This window comes from Runella rosea, assembly GCF_003325355.1.
GTDB classification, from domain to species: Bacteria; Bacteroidota; Bacteroidia; order Cytophagales; family Spirosomataceae; genus Runella; species Runella rosea.
In genome coordinates, this window is the sequence record NZ_CP030850.1 from 5071447 (window position 1) to 5087188 (window position 15742).

The 15742-nt window shown below is 45.1% G+C and carries 12 protein-coding genes; 8 read left to right on the forward strand and 4 right to left on the reverse strand.

Going from position 1 to position 15742, the window contains the following annotated elements; translation table 11 throughout:
- Positions 1–14: 14 nt before the first annotated feature.
- Positions 15–3233 (reverse strand): SusC/RagA family TonB-linked outer membrane protein, encoded by a 3219-nt coding sequence (locus tag DR864_RS21025; protein ID WP_114068819.1) that lies wholly within the window; start codon positions 3231–3233, stop codon positions 15–17.
- A 402-nt stretch (positions 3234–3635) separates the two neighbouring features.
- Positions 3636–4283: a hypothetical protein gene (locus DR864_RS21030; protein ID WP_162794013.1), complete on the reverse strand. Its 648-nt coding sequence runs from the start codon at positions 4281–4283 to the stop codon at positions 3636–3638.
- Between the two features lie 190 nt (positions 4284–4473).
- Between DR864_RS21030 and DR864_RS21035 the strand changes: the two genes are divergently transcribed.
- The 7 genes from DR864_RS21035 (at position 4474) to DR864_RS21065 (ending at position 11778) form a co-directional block, all read left to right on the forward strand.
- Positions 4474–6357: a CocE/NonD family hydrolase gene (locus DR864_RS21035; RefSeq protein ID WP_114068821.1), complete on the forward strand. Its 1884-nt coding sequence runs from the start codon at positions 4474–4476 to the stop codon at positions 6355–6357.
- A gap of 186 nt (positions 6358–6543) precedes the next feature.
- Positions 6544–8109, forward strand: coding sequence for a glycoside hydrolase family 10-like protein (locus tag DR864_RS21040; RefSeq protein ID WP_114068822.1), 1566 nt, complete (start codon positions 6544–6546; stop codon positions 8107–8109).
- A 63-nt stretch (positions 8110–8172) separates the two neighbouring features.
- Positions 8173–8700, forward strand: a complete 528-nt coding sequence (locus DR864_RS21045) for an RNA polymerase sigma factor (protein WP_114068823.1) — start codon at positions 8173–8175, stop codon at positions 8698–8700.
- 33 nt (positions 8701–8733) lie between these two features.
- On the forward strand, positions 8734–9321 hold the full coding sequence (locus DR864_RS21050; protein ID WP_114068824.1) for a hypothetical protein: 588 nt from the start codon (positions 8734–8736) through the stop codon (positions 9319–9321).
- A 10-nt stretch (positions 9322–9331) separates the two neighbouring features.
- Entirely contained in the window at positions 9332–10273 is a 942-nt protein-coding gene (locus DR864_RS21055) for a DUF4097 family beta strand repeat-containing protein (RefSeq protein WP_114068825.1), read from the forward strand.
- Positions 10274–10303: 30 nt separating this feature from the next.
- A complete protein-coding gene (locus tag DR864_RS21060) occupies positions 10304–11059 on the forward strand; it encodes a hypothetical protein (RefSeq protein ID WP_114068826.1) in 756 nt (251 codons plus the stop codon).
- Positions 11056–11778, forward strand: coding sequence for an outer membrane beta-barrel protein (locus tag DR864_RS21065; protein ID WP_114068827.1), 723 nt, complete (start codon positions 11056–11058; stop codon positions 11776–11778). Before DR864_RS21060 ends, DR864_RS21065 begins: the two co-directional genes overlap by 4 nt.
- A gap of 3 nt (positions 11779–11781) precedes the next feature.
- On the opposite strand, the gene DR864_RS21070 is transcribed toward DR864_RS21065, so the two are convergent.
- Together DR864_RS21070 and DR864_RS21075 are read right to left on the reverse strand one after the other, a co-directional pair.
- Positions 11782–12672, reverse strand: a complete 891-nt coding sequence (locus DR864_RS21070) for an SAM hydrolase/SAM-dependent halogenase family protein (protein ID WP_114068828.1) — start codon at positions 12670–12672, stop codon at positions 11782–11784.
- A gap of 69 nt (positions 12673–12741) precedes the next feature.
- Positions 12742–13953 (reverse strand): DUF1343 domain-containing protein, encoded by a 1212-nt coding sequence (locus DR864_RS21075; protein WP_114068829.1) that lies wholly within the window; start codon positions 13951–13953, stop codon positions 12742–12744.
- Positions 13954–14110: 157 nt separating this feature from the next.
- Here DR864_RS21075 and DR864_RS21080 point away from each other — a divergent pair, with 157 nt between their 5' ends.
- Positions 14111–15733: a SulP family inorganic anion transporter gene (locus tag DR864_RS21080; RefSeq protein WP_114068830.1), complete on the forward strand. Its 1623-nt coding sequence runs from the start codon at positions 14111–14113 to the stop codon at positions 15731–15733.
- Positions 15734–15742 lie beyond the last annotated feature (9 nt).

The window sequence follows — 15742 nt, forward strand, 5'->3', positions numbered from 1 at the left end:
AAAACAGTGATGAATTAAAGCCCTACCTGTAATCCAATCATGAAAGTAGTGGGTTTAGGATAGTTGTGCCAAATCATACCTTGCGAAAACGCACTGTTGGCATTTCCTTGATTGGTAGGAGTAACTTCTGGATCACCTACAATCTTATCTTTCACCGCGAGGAAGAAGTTTTGGGCCGAAGCATACACTCTGAGGCGACTCATTTTGAGTTTGCTGGTTACGTTGCTTGGGAAAGTATAACCCAATAAAAGGTTTCTACCCCGTAAGAAAGACCCATCTTTTATCCATTGGGTATCCACGTTGGTTACGTAGCCTGCACGGGTATCACGTATTTCGGCAATCATTGTATTTTGATTCTGAGGTGTCCAAGCGTTCAATACCGACGTGTAGCTGTTGGCTAAGTTTTGACGGTCTTCGCTGGGGTGTAGGTTCATCAACATTACGTCGTTGCCATACGAAAACTGCATCTCGAAGGTCAAGTCAAAGTTGTTGTAGCGAAATGTATTGGTCATGGCTCCCCAAGCTTTTGGACTACCGTTTCCGATGATACTACGGTCGGCATCGGTGATGGCTTTGTCGCCATTTACGTCAAGGTATTTGATGTCACCAGGAAGGATGGTCAAGCCGTTGCGGTAGCTGGTAAATTTAGCCGCTTCTTCGCGCTCAGCTTCGCTCCATACTCCTAAGCGAGTTAAGCCCCAGAAAGAACCTACGGGTTCGCCAATTCTGATGATATTGGTAGGATTAGTAAAGTTAGGACCACCTACGTTGAAAATATCAGAAGGCGTAGCCAATGAAAGCACTTTGTTGCGGTTGAATGAAATATTGAAGTTGGTATTCCACTGGAATCCACCACGGTCGATATTGATAGTGTTTAAAGCTAATTCAACACCTTTGTTATACATTGATCCTACGTTTCTACGGATGGTAGCATAGCCACTGGTTTGCGGTACTGGAGCATCCAAAAGCATGTCAGTGGTAAGGCGATAGTAGTAGTCGGCTTCAAGCGTTATTCTTCCTCCAAACAAGCCTAATTCGATACCTGCATCGGTTTGAGCTGTTTTTTCCCAACGCAAATCAGGGTTAGCCAAACGTTGCAGACCTGTACCCGCTATCCGCCCGTCGTTATACACAGTGGCGTAGTTTGAGCTCAACAAAGATAACGAACTATAAGGAGGAATTTCAGAGTTTCCAGTCAAGCCGTAGCTCGTTCTGATTTTGAGGTTAGAAATAATCGAGTTGCCTTTCAAGAAATCTTCTTCAGAAACCCGCCAAGCCAAAGCTCCCGAGGGGAAAAAGGCAAATTTGTGATTCTCTCCAAACTTCGATGAACCGTCGGCGCGGCCTGTCAGGGTTACTAAGTATTTGTTTGACAATGTATAATTAACACGGCCAAAGTAGGAGTTAAAAGCAAAACGTGAGGCTCCAGAACTAACGGAAGGGTTGGTAGCACCTGCACCCAGGTTGTTAAAACCAAAGTAGTCAGTGGCAAAGTTGTTTACACTTGCGCCGATACCAAACACATTGGTTTCTTGCCACGAAAGTCCCGCTAAGGCATTGATAGAGTGCTTGTCACCGATTTGCTTGTTGTAGGTCAAATAGTTTTCCAATGACCAGAAAGTTTCTCGGTTATTGTTGGCAGAGGCGTTTCCGTTACCACCAATATTAAGTGTTCGGGTCTGCGATTGGTTTATTTCTTGGGTTTGTACATTGACCCCCAACACCGTCCGCATCTCCAACCCTTTGGCAATGTTGATGTTGGAGTACAAGCTACCCAATGTTGTTTGGTTGTTTACGATGTACTTACGACCTTCCAAACGGTGAACAGAACTGAAAGTGCCTTCGGCAAGTGGATAATCGCGATTGTTGGCATAAGTACCATCTTCGTATCTTACTGGCAAAAACGGAAAGTCTTCAACAATCTGACGTGCTACGGCATCGTTGATGTCCACGATATTTTCTGATTGGTTGTTATAAGAAAGCGTACCGCCTATTTTCAACCATTTTTTCACTTGGTCATCAATCGTAAAACGGGCAGAATAACGTTTCATGTAAGACTGTTTCAATAAGCCTTGGTCATCGCGGTAGCCCAATGAAAGATTGTATTGTGTGCGCTCATTGCCACCACTAAAACCTAATTGGTGATTCTGAGACAGTTTGTTTTGGGTAGTTTCTTTAAACCAATCGGTATCATACTTATTGCTGCCATCGGGGTTCCAGACGCGTGGATCTACCCTGCGTAACTTTGGATTGAGGTTTGCAAACCTACCAGCTGCCCAGCCAACAGGGTCGTATTTGGCCATGTTGGCCCAGGCCAATTCTTCTACGGCCATGTATTCTTTGGCATTTAATACTCGTGGTCTGTTGGGCCCGATGGTGTTTACGCTAAAATCTGCATTGTAGGTGACAGTACCTTCGCCTGCTTTTCCTTTTTTGGTGGTTACAAGAATAACCCCGTTTGCTCCCCTAGCTCCGTAAATAGCGGTAGAGGAGGCATCTTTCAGTACTTCTACTGACACGATGTCGTTGGGATTGATGTAGTCAATCGCCGAAGTAAACTGCGTTTGGGTTCCTTGTGGCATCATTACACCATCTACTACATACAACGGGTTGTTGGATGAGTTGATAGAACTAAATCCACGTACCCGAATCGTGGTTCTACCTCCAGGGCGACCAGAGTTGGTATTTACTTGTACTCCAGCCATTCTACCCGATAGCTGCTGTGCAAGCGAAGGTGCAGGACGCTCCATGAGTTGATCAGCTTTCACGGTAGCTACCGAGCCCGTTAAATCGGATTTTCTAAGGGTACCATAACCGATAACCACAATTTCTTCCAATACTTTGCTGTCTGATCTCAGGGTAAGATTAATGGAGGATTGATTGCCAACGGCGATTTCCTGTGGCACGTAACCTACGAAAGAGAAAATGAGCGTAGCATTGTCGGGGACTTCCAATTTGAAGAGGCCATTCCCGTCGGTTACAGTACCGCGTTGGGTACCTTTGATAACAATACTTACGCCGGGCAACCCACTATTTGTTTCGTCTACAACTTTTCCAGAGATAGTTTTATCAACAGCTTTTTCTTCTAAACGAACGTTGGCGTTTCTTTCGAGCAAATCTCGATCAGGAGCAGCATAGGCAAATGTGAGGCAGGAAAAAGACAGAACGAAGGGTGCGGTGGATAGTCGCATCATCCTGCTAAACCGGCCATGCGGTTGTAAGGGTTTTTCCATAGTGATAATTTAGGCTGTCAGTACAGCGTTTAAGTTAAAAAAAACAGTTTGAAAACAGAATACAATTTTAGAAGAGCTTTGGGCCCCGTAACTACTGCTTTTCTTGATAAAAATTATGTTAATTCTTGCGCCTATAATATAATTTATTTAATATATTAGGTATATTTTTTGAATGAAAATGACAATAAATATAACTTTGATAAGGAATGGTTGAAATTGTTCCAATTTATGACATTGGCTCTGTAATCAGGAGACAGACAATAAAATAATAAATGAGAGATGGTAAGTAGATGAGAAGGATTTGCCGAGGTGGGTTTAAAAGATATAGTTTTTAAAGTATGAGAGATTATGGGGTTCTCTGCGCTGTTATGAAGAATAAAAAGACTGCATGCCCCTCTATCTTTAGTAATACCTAGAAACTCCTAAAGGGATACCAGTACTGATGGTGAAGGAGGTGAAGTCAGGGTTGAAAGGGGTCGTTATGTTGTGCTCGATTTCTAACTTTATTTCGCCAATCACAATTCCAATTTTAGGGGCGGCGGTAAAAAAAACCTCTTTTCCGTGTCGGCGAAGGGAATATACCTGTTGGGTTACTAAGTCTTTGGCTTCCAATTTCCCAAAGTAGGAAGCGCCCGCACTAAGTCCGATATAAAAACGTGTTTTGGCAGGAGCTCCCCAGCTTCGATAAGCGGGGGTTAGAAAAATGTCCGTAAAAAACAACCCGTAGGAGGTAAATTTGGGTTGAATGATACTGTTGGATTCTGCATCTTCAAACTTTGGACGGAAGATGCCTCCCAATTTTAATCCCATATTAATTCGCTCATTTACAATGTAATAAGGTGAAGCGAAAATTTGCCAGCCCAGTCCTGCTTTGGTCAAAAATAAGGGCTTAGTGCTGTACGCACTGCCCGCTTTCAGAAGTCCAGGACCTACGCCTACCGTAAGCCATAAACGGCGTTCATCCTGTTCGGTCGGAATAACGCGTTGTGCCAACACGTTTGATCCAATAAGAACTCCTAAAATCAGACTTTGTAATACGAGTTTCATCATTTTTGCTTTGGTAATCAAAATGCAGGGACAGCCATCAGTAGCTTGAAATGCTACCTTTTTTTCTACTTTCAAAAACCGTGCTAATACCTAACTGCTAACCATTTTTGCCGTAAAAATATCAATTTAGCGTCATTTTTGGCGTTTGAAAGTGAATTGGTTAGTTTTGAGGAGGTGTTAAACTAACCTTCGTATGAAAAAACTATTCTTATTGATTTTCATTGGGCTGTGTGTAGCCACTTTGCCAGTCGCTGCTCAAGAAGATGTCCTAAAAAAACTACAGGCGATTGCCGTGGTTGACCAAAAAGTGATGATGCCCATGCGAGATGGCGTTCGTTTGGCAACGGATATTTTTCGCCCTAAAACGGACAAGCCTGTTCCGGTGATTTTCTCCAGAACTCCCTATAATTTTAATTCGTGGGGCAACGGTGAACAAAGAAACGGAACCTATCAACAGGCACTGGATGCGGTTTCGCACGGGTACGCGTATGTAGTTCAGAATGAGCGCGGACGGTTTTTTTCGGAAGGTGAGTGGGATATTCTCGGAACGCCTGTTACTGATGGATACGATGCTTTTTCATGGTTGACTAAGCAGGCTTGGTGCAACGGAAAAATCGGTACGCTGGGCTGTTCTTCTACTGCCGAATGGCAAATGGCCGTGGCCGCCCTCGACCATCCTTCTCATGCCGCAATGGTGCCGCAAGGCTTTGGCGCGGGCGTAGGAAAAGTAGGAGAGTTTTGGGAGCAGGGCAATTGGTACCGAGGTGGTGCACAGCAGATGCTGTTTACGGCGTGGTTATATGGAACCCAAAACGACGCGATTCGCCCGCAGTTACCCAAAAATGCCACGCAGGAAGAATTGGTACGGGTTTCGCGCTATTTCGATTTAGCGACCGAAATGCCTCCTGTCGATTGGTCCAAGGGGCTGCGTCATCTTCCAGTACAGGATATAATCAAAAATGTGAACGGGCAAAAAGGTGTTTATGATAAAATGATTGTCCGCAAACCCAATGACCCAGATTGGTTCAAAGGAGGATTGTACCATGACAATATGCCTTTTGGCGTACCGAGTTTTTGGTTTGTATCTTGGTACGATGTGTCGAGTGCCCCCAACCTTGCGCTTTATAATCATGTTCGTAAAAACGCCACTGACCCCCAAGTGCGCGACAATCAATACTTAGTCATTGCTCCTACGCTTCACTGCGCCTACAAACGTGCCACTGAAAACACCATCGTGGGTGAGCGTAGCATGGGCGATGCCCGCCTCAACTATGATGAGCAGATTTATGCATGGTTTGATCTTTGGCTGAAAGGTGATGCTAACGATTTTGCTAAGAAAACACCTAAGGTTCAGTATTTTACGATGGGGTCAAACAAGTGGCAGTCGTCTGATACGTGGCCACCTGCCAACGTTGAAATGACTACTTATTACCTCACAAGCGGTGGTAAAGCCAACAGCCTCTACGGAGATGGAAAACTCACGCTTGCTGCACCAGTCAAAGAGTCTAAATCGGATGGGTTTGCGTATGACCCTATGTTCCCAGTTCCCTCTTACGGTGGCAACGTTTGCTGTACGGGTACGGCGGTTCAGGGAGGTTCGTTTGACCAGCACCAAATGGAAACTCGGCACGACATTTTAGTGTACACGACTGACCCATTCAAAGAGGGGGCAGAGCTGTCGGGACCGATTGAAACGACGCTCTACGTAGGCTCAGATGCCAAAGACACCGATTTTACGGTAAAACTTATCGACGTTTATCCCGATGGGCGTGCCTATAATCTGGATGAGACGATTCTGCGTGCTCGCTATCGTGAGGGATTTGACAAAGAGGTATGGATGGAAAAAGGGAAGGTGTACAAACTTACGCTCAGCCCTATGGTAACGTCCAATTATTTTGCCCCTGGTCATAGCCTTAGGGTAGAAATATCGAGCAGTAATTTTCCACGTTTTGACCGAAATCTCAATACAGGAGGGAAAAATTTCGATGAAAAAACGGGTGTAGTTGCCAATAACCAAATTTTTCATTCTGCGGCGTATCCATCGGCAATTCGGGTGCCGTTGGTGAAAGGAAAATAAAAAGTGCCGGCGGTGTTCTCACCGCCGGCAGCATGAAAAGATATAAACCTCTTGCTTTTCTCCTTTTCTAATGTGGAGGTATCAAATAGCCTTTCGTCCAATACTTTAGAATAAAAAACGTTACTTTTAAAGCGATAATAGCGAACAAATTATACTGTGTTGCCCTAACTCAATTTCAATTGCTGCGTGAAAAAACACCTTGCCTGGCTCTGTCTGTTGCTTTTTTTAGGTTTGGAAGGCTGTAAAACGGCCCAAAAACCACGCGCTGGTTTCCGCGACTTTGGCCCCATGGGTTTACGCCGAGAAATGAGGGCCGTTTGGATTGCCACCGTCGATAATATTGACTGGCCCAGCCGCAAGAATCTTTCTCCCGAAGACCAACGAGAAGAATTTATCCGCATTTTAGACACGCACAAACGCACGGGCATTAATGCCGTGTTTGTACAAGTACGTGCCGCCGCCGACGCGTTTTACGCCAAAAGTGAAGAGCCTTGGTCAGAATGGCTTACGGGCAAACAGGGTAGAGCACCCGAGCCATTTTATGACCCGATGGAGTTTATGATTGAGGAATGTCATCGGCGTGGAATGGAGTTTCACGCTTGGCTCAATCTCAATCGGGTATCGCACCGCGTAAGCAAAAGTATTTCCAACGAGAATATCGGTCGCCAGCATCCTGAGTGGGTTTTTGAGTATGATGGCTATAAGCTGTTCAATTTTGGCCTTCCCGAAGTGCGGGAGTATATCACGGGTATTACCACCAATATTGTTAAAAATTACGATGTCGACGGGATTCATTTTGACGATTATTTTTATCCTTATACCGTTACAGGACAGACCTTAAAAGACGAAGAAGCCTTCCGACAATACGGGGGGCGATTCAGAAGCAAAGACGATTGGCGACGTGATAATATTGACAAACTCATCAAACAAATCAGCGATGCCATCATTGCTGAGAAACCGTACGTAAAATTCGGTGTCAGCCCTTTTGGAGTATGGCGAAACCGGAAAGATGACCCCACAGGCTCAGCCACTGAAGGGGGCCAAACATCGTACGATAACCTTTATGCCGACACCAAAAAATGGATGAAGGCGGGATGGATTGACTACATAGTGCCGCAAATTTATTTTTCTACTAAACACGATAAAGTCCCTTTTAAAATCCTGACTTCATGGTGGCTGAAGCATACCTACGGGCGCCACTTGTACATCGGACAAGGCGCGTATAAAGTAGGGGTGCAAGAGAAAGATAGGGCTTGGACCAATGCTTCTGAATTCTCCAACCAAATGCGGTTTATTCGGCTTAATCCAGAAATTACAGGAAGTGTATTTTTTAGTTCTAAATCTTTGATTAACAATAAATTGGGGCACGCAGATTCGTTGCGTACCAATTTCTATAAAGAACCTGCTTTTCCGCCTACGATGCCGTGGAAAGACCGGGTAGCACCGCAAACACCCAGTAACTTGCAGATATCCGACACCCGTAACGGTGTAGAGTTGCGCTGGAATGCCTCAGAGCCCGCCCGTGATGGCGATAAAGCGCATTATTACGCCGTTTACCGCTATTCTGACAGCGAAAAACCAAGGCTGTTGGCGGCCTGCTATGAAGGCCAAACCCGCGCGCTTGACCGCACTGCTCTCCGTAATCGGCGTTATACGTATGCCATCACGGCTCTCGACCGCCTGCATAATGAAAGCGAAGCCGTACTTGCCAGCATCATGGTGCGGTCGACTGTTCGCGTCTCCAAAAAATAATTTTCGGATACTTTCCAACCTTCTTCCCGTTTCGTTACCCATTGTATCGAAAACCAAACAGCCGTGCCCTTGTCAGTCGATGTAACCGAAGCGCAACTTGTTGAACAATGTCTCCGCCGAGACCGTCAAGCCCAACGCCTGTTGTTTGAGCGGTACAAACGAGCCATGTATACCAAAGCCTTTCGGATTCTGAACGACGCCGACCACGCCCATGATGCGTTGCAGGATGCGTTTGTGGAGGTTTTTCGAGATTTGCCCCGTTTTCGATTTGAAAGCACATTGGGTGCTTGGATCAAGACGATTGTTCTGCATCATGCACTGCGCAAGCTGAAAGCGGAACGTCGTTGGGAAACCCTCGACGAACAACGCCACGACCATTCGATTGAGCCGCCCGATTATTTTACTGCCGAAGAATTGGAGGCTGCCATCCGAAAGTTGCCTGATGGATGCCGCGCCGTATTTCTATTGGCCGAAGTGGAAGGATACCGACACAACGAGATTGCAGTGCTGCTTGGTATCAGCGAAGGAACGGCAAAGTCGCAATTGAATTATGCCAAAAAGAAATTGAGAACTTGGCTGACAAGACATTAAAACGATTGTATACGATTACCTGCTTTTGAAAAAATGAAAACCTGGGAAGAAGCCGTAAGTCAACTGAAAGAGGTCGAACCTCGCGCAACTGCTTGGGAAGAGCTGTCGGCAAGGCTAGCGTTTGAAGATCAACTTGTTGAGCAGGTAAACAACCTTCTTGAGTTGGAACCTAACGATGATTTATGGGGTCGGATTGAACCTCAACTCGACGTAGTGAAGCCGTTATGGTATCAACTTTGGCCGTCGTGGGTGGCAGCTGCTGCTGTGGTTTTTGCGGTCGGTTTAGGCGTTTGGTGGAATGGGCAATCGACACAAAAAGTCACCATTGCTTACAGCACTGAGTTAGTGGCTGATTGGAAATCTACCGATGTGAAAATAAGTCAATCCCTTGAAGCAGAGGTGTTTATTTTAGAAGGATGTCAACGGAAGTCCGCTGCCTGTACTACGCCTGACTTTCGGGATTTAAAAGGGGAGTTGCATGAATTGAATTCGCAGAAAGCGCGTATTGAGCATGAAATTAAAATGTTTGGGGAACAGCCTGATTTGGTTCGGGCGCAAATTAAAATTGAGAATCAACGGGCGGAGATTACCAAAGAATTAGTACAAAAGTTAATGATTTGACCTGAGTTTTATGAAACAGCTACGGAAATATGCCCCGCGATTAGGAATAAAATGTTACGTATTCTTTCTATTTATTTCATTTGTTTTTGGTACTATTCATGCCCAAACTAAAGTTCAGGTAGTCACCAAAACCATTGAAAAAGAAATCGACTACCGAGAAGGCATGAGTCTGCACATCAGCGCTCAAAAAGCTGATGTGCGTGTTACAGGCTGGAACCGCCCAGTGGTGAGTTTCAAACTGCGTCTGGTTGCCAAACATCCCGAGCGTAAAGTAGCCGAAAAGGAGCTTGTTTTTATGCTTTATACCATCAAAACAAACCTGCAATTTGAAGCTGAAAATCGGTTTAAGGTTCCACAATCGTACGGTGACGTGGAAAGCAATTTGAAGGCGTATTACGAAGTGTTTGTGCCTTTTCGGTGCCCCGTAATCATTACAAATACTTTTGGGGAAACATTTGCGACACAGTTGCAGGCTTCCCTGAAAGTATCCTCGGAATTTGGGAAAATAACACTTGAAAATTTGACGGGACGGTTGGATATTGAAAGTCATTATGCAGATATAGAGGGCGATAAACTCAATGTAACGCTGAACGGACGTCTCGAAAATGCCAATGTGAATTTAATTGATTTAGGAGGAAATGGGCAGCTTCAAAGCAAATACGGCAAGTTGCGTGTTGTGCCAAACAACGACCTCAATCAGCTCAAAATCAATGCTGCCCGCACCGAGATTGTGGTTGAGCCGCGTAGCATGGATGACTTTACGTTTGATGTCGAAACTGTATTTGCTAAAATCAACGTGCCCAATACTCATCAAGATCGCTTGAAAAAAATACTTGACAAACATGTTTTTGATTTTCAGGCCAAAAACCGACGTGGTACGATTGTGATTCGCAACAGTTATAGCCCGATTTTGATTGAACCTACGCGCAACGCCGCCGCCAAACGTGACTGATACGCCCCAAAACAGCTACTTATTTATCCCATGAAAACTACATTATTTTACTTATTAACAGTCCTGTTTCCCCTTCTGAGTTGGGCGCAGCAAAAAGATTCGGTGCGGGTCGAGTACGCTGAAGAAAGCATTGAGCAATCCGATTTCAAGAAGAAAGAGGCCTTTCGGTATTTGACGCACGCCAACATTGAAGAAAAAACACTGATTAAAATCGGCTTTTTACCAACCTTTGGCTGGTCTAAAGGATCAGGAATAACTGGTGTTGGTTATAGCGAACTAAGTATTGAACACAAACTCAAACCACAGTGGTCGGTGATGGGTGGTATTAACCAAATTTACCGACGAAATCATTCTTATTCCTACGGCTATTATGCGGGGTTGATGCTAGGGACGAGATACTATTATTCCATCAAAAAACGAATGGAACTGGGAAAAAGCGCTAATAATTTCTCCAATAATTACCTGCAATTTCAGGTGGAAAAACCGCTGTACGGGTATCAGCATCTTCAGGGAATTGCCCACGGAATCAGGAAAAATGGCGAAGAATACAGAGAACCGCATGGTGTCCCGAAAATTACAGAAGGAATGCCTGCGTTTGTTCGTTTTCGGTTGGGCTGGGGCATTCAGCGGCGGCTCGGTAAGTGGGGATATTTTGACGCCGGTGCCGGCGTAACAACTACTCTGCCAAGCGGACATTGGCACCTCAACTGGTTTACCAAAGACCCCGAAAGTTCTTTTTCAGGCATTGCTCCTTACATTAACTTTAGAATTGGAATCGGATTATGAAAACAAAATACACCCTTACAACTTTCAGTTTTTTGTGTTTGAGCCTGCTTATGAGCGCAAACGCGCAGGAAAAATGGAGCCTGGGGCTCGAAGCCTTGGCCCGCGATGAAGGCGTTCAGGTTGAAGGTTTTCCTACGAACTCCAGTGTCACTAAAATGCCGATGGTGGGCCTACGATTGGGCTATGAAGTGCGTCCTGGCCTGCATCTGGAAACAGGTTTCTTTTTTACCCGTTCGGTTGCTGTTTTTCGGGTGTGGCCCAGCGCTTATCGGAACAGCGTATTTTCATCCCTGCAAAATTTTGTCATTCCAGTTGGGCTACGCTACGATTTCTTCAGTCGAGGAAGGTTTACTTTTTCGGCCCGTGGTGGAATAGTGTATAGGCATTTGGAAAAGCCCGTTGTGTTTCGATTTGATAACGCCACCAATTCTATTGTTAACGGAAATCAATATTCAACGCAGGAAGGCGATTATTTCTATGAGGTAACATTCAGACAATTACGTAAGCATCAGTTGTCGTTGCAGGGAGGATTGGAGGCGTCGTTTCGAGTTTCAAGGCATTTTGAGGCCGCGTTACAGGCCAATTATACACATGGACTCGGTCGGTTTTATGAAACCAACGTGCGCTACCGAAAAGGACAGGAGCCTTTTCAAACCACCCAAAGTCACACCAAAGGCAGCGGATGGAATGCGGGATTAAGCCTGAGGTTTCGCTTTTAAGTCTCACCTCTCCACCCTTACTTTCCATTCTGGGCCGCTTTTTACACCATATTTCAATGAAAAATCACCCATGTTAATGGCAAATGAGAGGTTCATGAGGCTGTTGAGGTAACTCATTGGTTGTCCTTCGGGGACTTCTCCGAAGGTATTGGCAAACGGCATTTCTCCTTCAAAAATGAGTTTGTCGTTTTGCCAAACCGTTATCTTTACTTTTTGACCTGCTGCAATGTTTAGTTTTTTGAACAACTCAGCGGAGATGTTGGTCCAGACATTGCCGTATTGAACGTCTAAAATTGGAATATTTCCCACAATGGCGTTGCCCTCAAACAAGGGCTTTTGAAAGGGAATCTTCACCACTTCGTTGGGAAGCCGCTTCCCGACTTGCGCCAAGGTAATCACCCCCGCTGCCAATCGCGCCGCCGTATAAGCGTAAACATCACGCCCGTGAAAGGTATAGGAAGACTGTGAGTTGCGGCGACGGTTGAGGGCCTCGTCGATTTCATGAACTTCCTGAATACCCAACGACTCGGCAATGAGCGTAAAACTGCCGTTGTCGGGCCCGACAAAGTAATGCCCGCTTTTGGTTTTAAGTACTACCGACTTGCGTTCTGTGCCCACGCCTGGGTCGACCACCGACACAAAAACGGTGCCTTTTGGCCAATAGGGAGCAGTTTGTTCGAGGCGATAGGCGGCTTCCCAGATGTTGTAAGCTGGGATTTCGTGCGTCAGGTCAAAAAGCTTCAGATTCGGGTTTACGCCCATCGCCACCCCTTTCATGGCCGATACCGCACCGTCTTTCAAGCCAAAATCCGTTTGAAAAACCACCGTTTTGGGCTGGGCTAGGAGATTGATCGAGCATACAAAGAAGAAGAGAACAGTAGAGAAGGTTTTCATGGGGTTGATTGTTTTGTTATGTCCGCTCTTGTTAATTACTTACTAAACTAATAGGCTTTTTAGACCCCCTCAGGGTGACAAATTTGCATGATAAAATACCGAAAAAAGCCGTTCTTCCTTCACCCCTTCCACTGATTGAATCCATTCATTTTCTTGATGTTTGAGATAATCAATGGTCACTTTCAGTGATTCTTTTCCGTTTACAAAATTGAGCAATGTTTTATCCCCGACTAAAATTTCTAGGGCTGTTCGAGTATTTCCTTTTTCGTAGGGGCCTTCGCGCCAGAGATTAGGGACGTGGTCGTTCATGATTTGGAGTAAAACCAAACTGTTCAGCAGCGAATGATTGACAATGCCCGTAGCCAAATGCACCTGAAAGCCGCCACAGAGCTCATTGGTGTATTTGTGAAAGGTGGGGATGAATTGCAACGGACGCAGAACGTAATTGAGCCACGGAATGGCGTCGGTTTGTAATTCAAAATCGTGTTTAATGCTTCGTAACTTCTCCCACGATAAGAACGGAGCTCCTATAATCTCAAACGGGCGCGTAGTGCCGCGACCTTCACTGAGGTTGGTGGCTTCAAATAGGCATTGTCCGCTGTACAATTGGGCCGTTTGTAAAGAAGGGAAATTGGGAGAAGGGAAAATTTGAAAGAAAAAATCTTCTGACGTTGGCGATACAAGACTTAACTTGAAAGTACCCTGATAAAATCGCTTCAACCAAATCGCTAATTCTCCCATTGACAGGCCGTGTCGATGCGGTAGTCCCTGATGACCGATAAACGAACTGTACTGCACAGGGAGTGCCGAACCTTCCACCTGCCGTCCCGCAGGATTGGCTCGGTCAACGACCCACAACCGGGGCGGCGTGGGCATAGTGGCCAGGGTTGAAATCAAATAAGCCAACGAAGTTGTGTATGTAAAATACCGACAGCCAACATCCTGAATATCCACAACAACATCGCTAAGGGTAGCCAACGCCTGCACAGGTACGCGTACACTCTCTTCAGATTGACCATATAATGACACAAACTTTACCTGCTCGGCCAGCCTGCGGTAGAGTTCTAATGTTTCGACGGGTTCCTGATCTTGAAGTTCCGAAAAAAGGCCATGTTCGGGCACAAACACTGTTTTTAAAGCCTTTGACTCACTCAATAGTTCGAGGAGATATTTTCTTTTTTCAAATACAAAAGCGGTTTGATTACAAAACAATCCTATGCGGGCGGCATCTTGCTGTTGAAGCAAATCAAGAAGCGTCGAAAGGGAGACAGAGGGATTCATTTGTGGTTATTAATGAAAGAAAAAGGTACTATCAAAACGTTTTTTTGGATGGCTAAAATAGCGATAAGTTTCTTTTAATCGCCTTTTAATCTGCCCTTAATACCCGTTTAATGCCAGAAGAGGAGTTTTGTGGTGTTAAAATCAAGCACTCTGCATCATGAAATCAAAAGAAAGCATTTTTGACAGCTTACAATCCTATTGGAGCAAAGATTTATTGTCCGGTTTTTTAGTGTCGTTGATTGCCTTACCGCTTTGTTTAGGAATTGCGGGGGCCAGTAATTTTCCGCCCATTATGGGTGTGATGACTGCCGTCATTGGTGGTATTGTTGTTGCTTTCTTTGCGGGTTCCGAATTGACAATTAAAGGTCCAGCGGCTGGTTTGATTGTTATTGTAGCGGGCGCCGTAGACGAACTCGGCAAAGGCGACATGGACTTAGGCTGGAAACTTGCACTAGGTGTGATTGTGGTGGCTGGCTTAATTCAAGTTCTTTTAGGGGTGTTGAAAGTAGCCAAACTCGCCGATTTCTTTCCTCTTTCGGCTGTTCATGGTATGTTGGCGGCCATCGGGATTATTATCATGTCGAAGCAATTGCATTTAGCGGTAGGTATCCCGCCTTCAGAAATGAAAGGAAAAGAGCCGATTGAGTTGCTCGAAATGGTGCCTCATAGCCTGATGCACATGGAATACCACATTGCCATCATCGGGGCCATCAGTTTATTCATTTTGTTTGGATGGCAATACCTGAATATCAAGGCTTTGAAAAAAGTGCCGCCCGCTCTTATTGTATTGATTGTGGGAGTGCTTTTAGGACAATATTTTCACCTGACCGAACCTACCTACAAAAATTTTAAGCCACTCGTAACTCCCGGCGACTTCTCATTCAACTTGAACGTTAACTTCGGGGCGCTTACTACTCCCGAACTACTTCCAATCTTCTTTAAATACCTTTTGATGTTTGTGCTTATCGGGAGCCTTGAATCATTGTTGACAGGCCGGGCCATTGATTTGATTGACCCCGAAAAACGCAAGTCAGATTTGAGTAAAGATCTTACTGCGGTTGGAATTGGAAATACAATTGCGGGTTTGTTGGGCGGTTTACCGATGATTTCGGAAGTGGCACGTAGCTCAGCAAACATAAACAACGGTGCCAAAAGCCGCTGGGCCAATTTTTTCCACGGTATTTTTCTGCTTTTGTTTGTCGTAATGATGGTGCCCCTTATCAAAATGGTTCCGGTGGCTTCGTTGGCGGCTATGCTCATTTTTGTAGGCTTCCGCTTGGCCTCACCCAAAGAATTTGCGCACATTTACCACATTGGTAAAGAGCAACTTACTATATTTCTGATTACCATTATTACCACCATTGCTACCGATTTGTTGATTGGTATTGCAGCGGGTATTTTGACCAAATTTATCATCCAGATAGCATTTGGTGTAAAACTGAGCGACATTGTCAAATCACGTTTTGAACTTCAAGAAAAAGAGCTAGGCGTGTATCAATTGAATGTAAACAATGCGGCGGTTTTTGCCAATTACTTAAAATTGAAAAGCTTATTGATGAAAGTCCCTGCTGGCAGTTCTTTGGTGATTGATTTTTCAAAAGCCGCCTATGTCGATCATACCGTTGCTGATAACCTCAACAACTTCCGCCGTGATTTTGAATCAAAGGGTGGTTCGCTTACTCTGCGAGGATTAGATTTACACGAAAGTCTATCAGAGCATCCATTGGCAGCGCGTCGTTTGCCCAAGCATTTGCGCAAAAATACGGTTGAAATCGCCTAAGTTCTCAAA

Excerpts from the sequence above, each read along its gene's own strand:
- DR864_RS21025 (WP_114068819.1), bottom strand. The coding sequence starts at position 3,233 with ATGGAAAAACCCTTACAACCGCATGGCCGGTTTAGCAGGATGATGCGA.
- DR864_RS21030 (WP_162794013.1), bottom strand. The coding sequence starts at position 4,283 with ATGATGAAACTCGTATTACAAAGTCTGATTTTAGGAGTTCTTATTGGA.
- DR864_RS21035 (WP_114068821.1), top strand. The coding sequence starts at position 4,474 with ATGAAAAAACTATTCTTATTGATTTTCATTGGGCTGTGTGTAGCCACT.
- DR864_RS21050 (WP_114068824.1), top strand. The coding sequence starts at position 8,734 with ATGAAAACCTGGGAAGAAGCCGTAAGTCAACTGAAAGAGGTCGAACCT.
- DR864_RS21055 (WP_114068825.1), top strand. The coding sequence starts at position 9,332 with ATGAAACAGCTACGGAAATATGCCCCGCGATTAGGAATAAAATGTTAC.
- DR864_RS21060 (WP_114068826.1), top strand. The coding sequence starts at position 10,304 with ATGAAAACTACATTATTTTACTTATTAACAGTCCTGTTTCCCCTTCTG.
- DR864_RS21065 (WP_114068827.1), top strand. The coding sequence starts at position 11,056 with ATGAAAACAAAATACACCCTTACAACTTTCAGTTTTTTGTGTTTGAGC.
- DR864_RS21070 (WP_114068828.1), bottom strand. The coding sequence starts at position 12,672 with ATGAAAACCTTCTCTACTGTTCTCTTCTTCTTTGTATGCTCGATCAAT.
- DR864_RS21075 (WP_114068829.1), bottom strand. The coding sequence starts at position 13,953 with ATGAATCCCTCTGTCTCCCTTTCGACGCTTCTTGATTTGCTTCAACAG.
- DR864_RS21080 (WP_114068830.1), top strand. The coding sequence starts at position 14,111 with ATGAAATCAAAAGAAAGCATTTTTGACAGCTTACAATCCTATTGGAGC.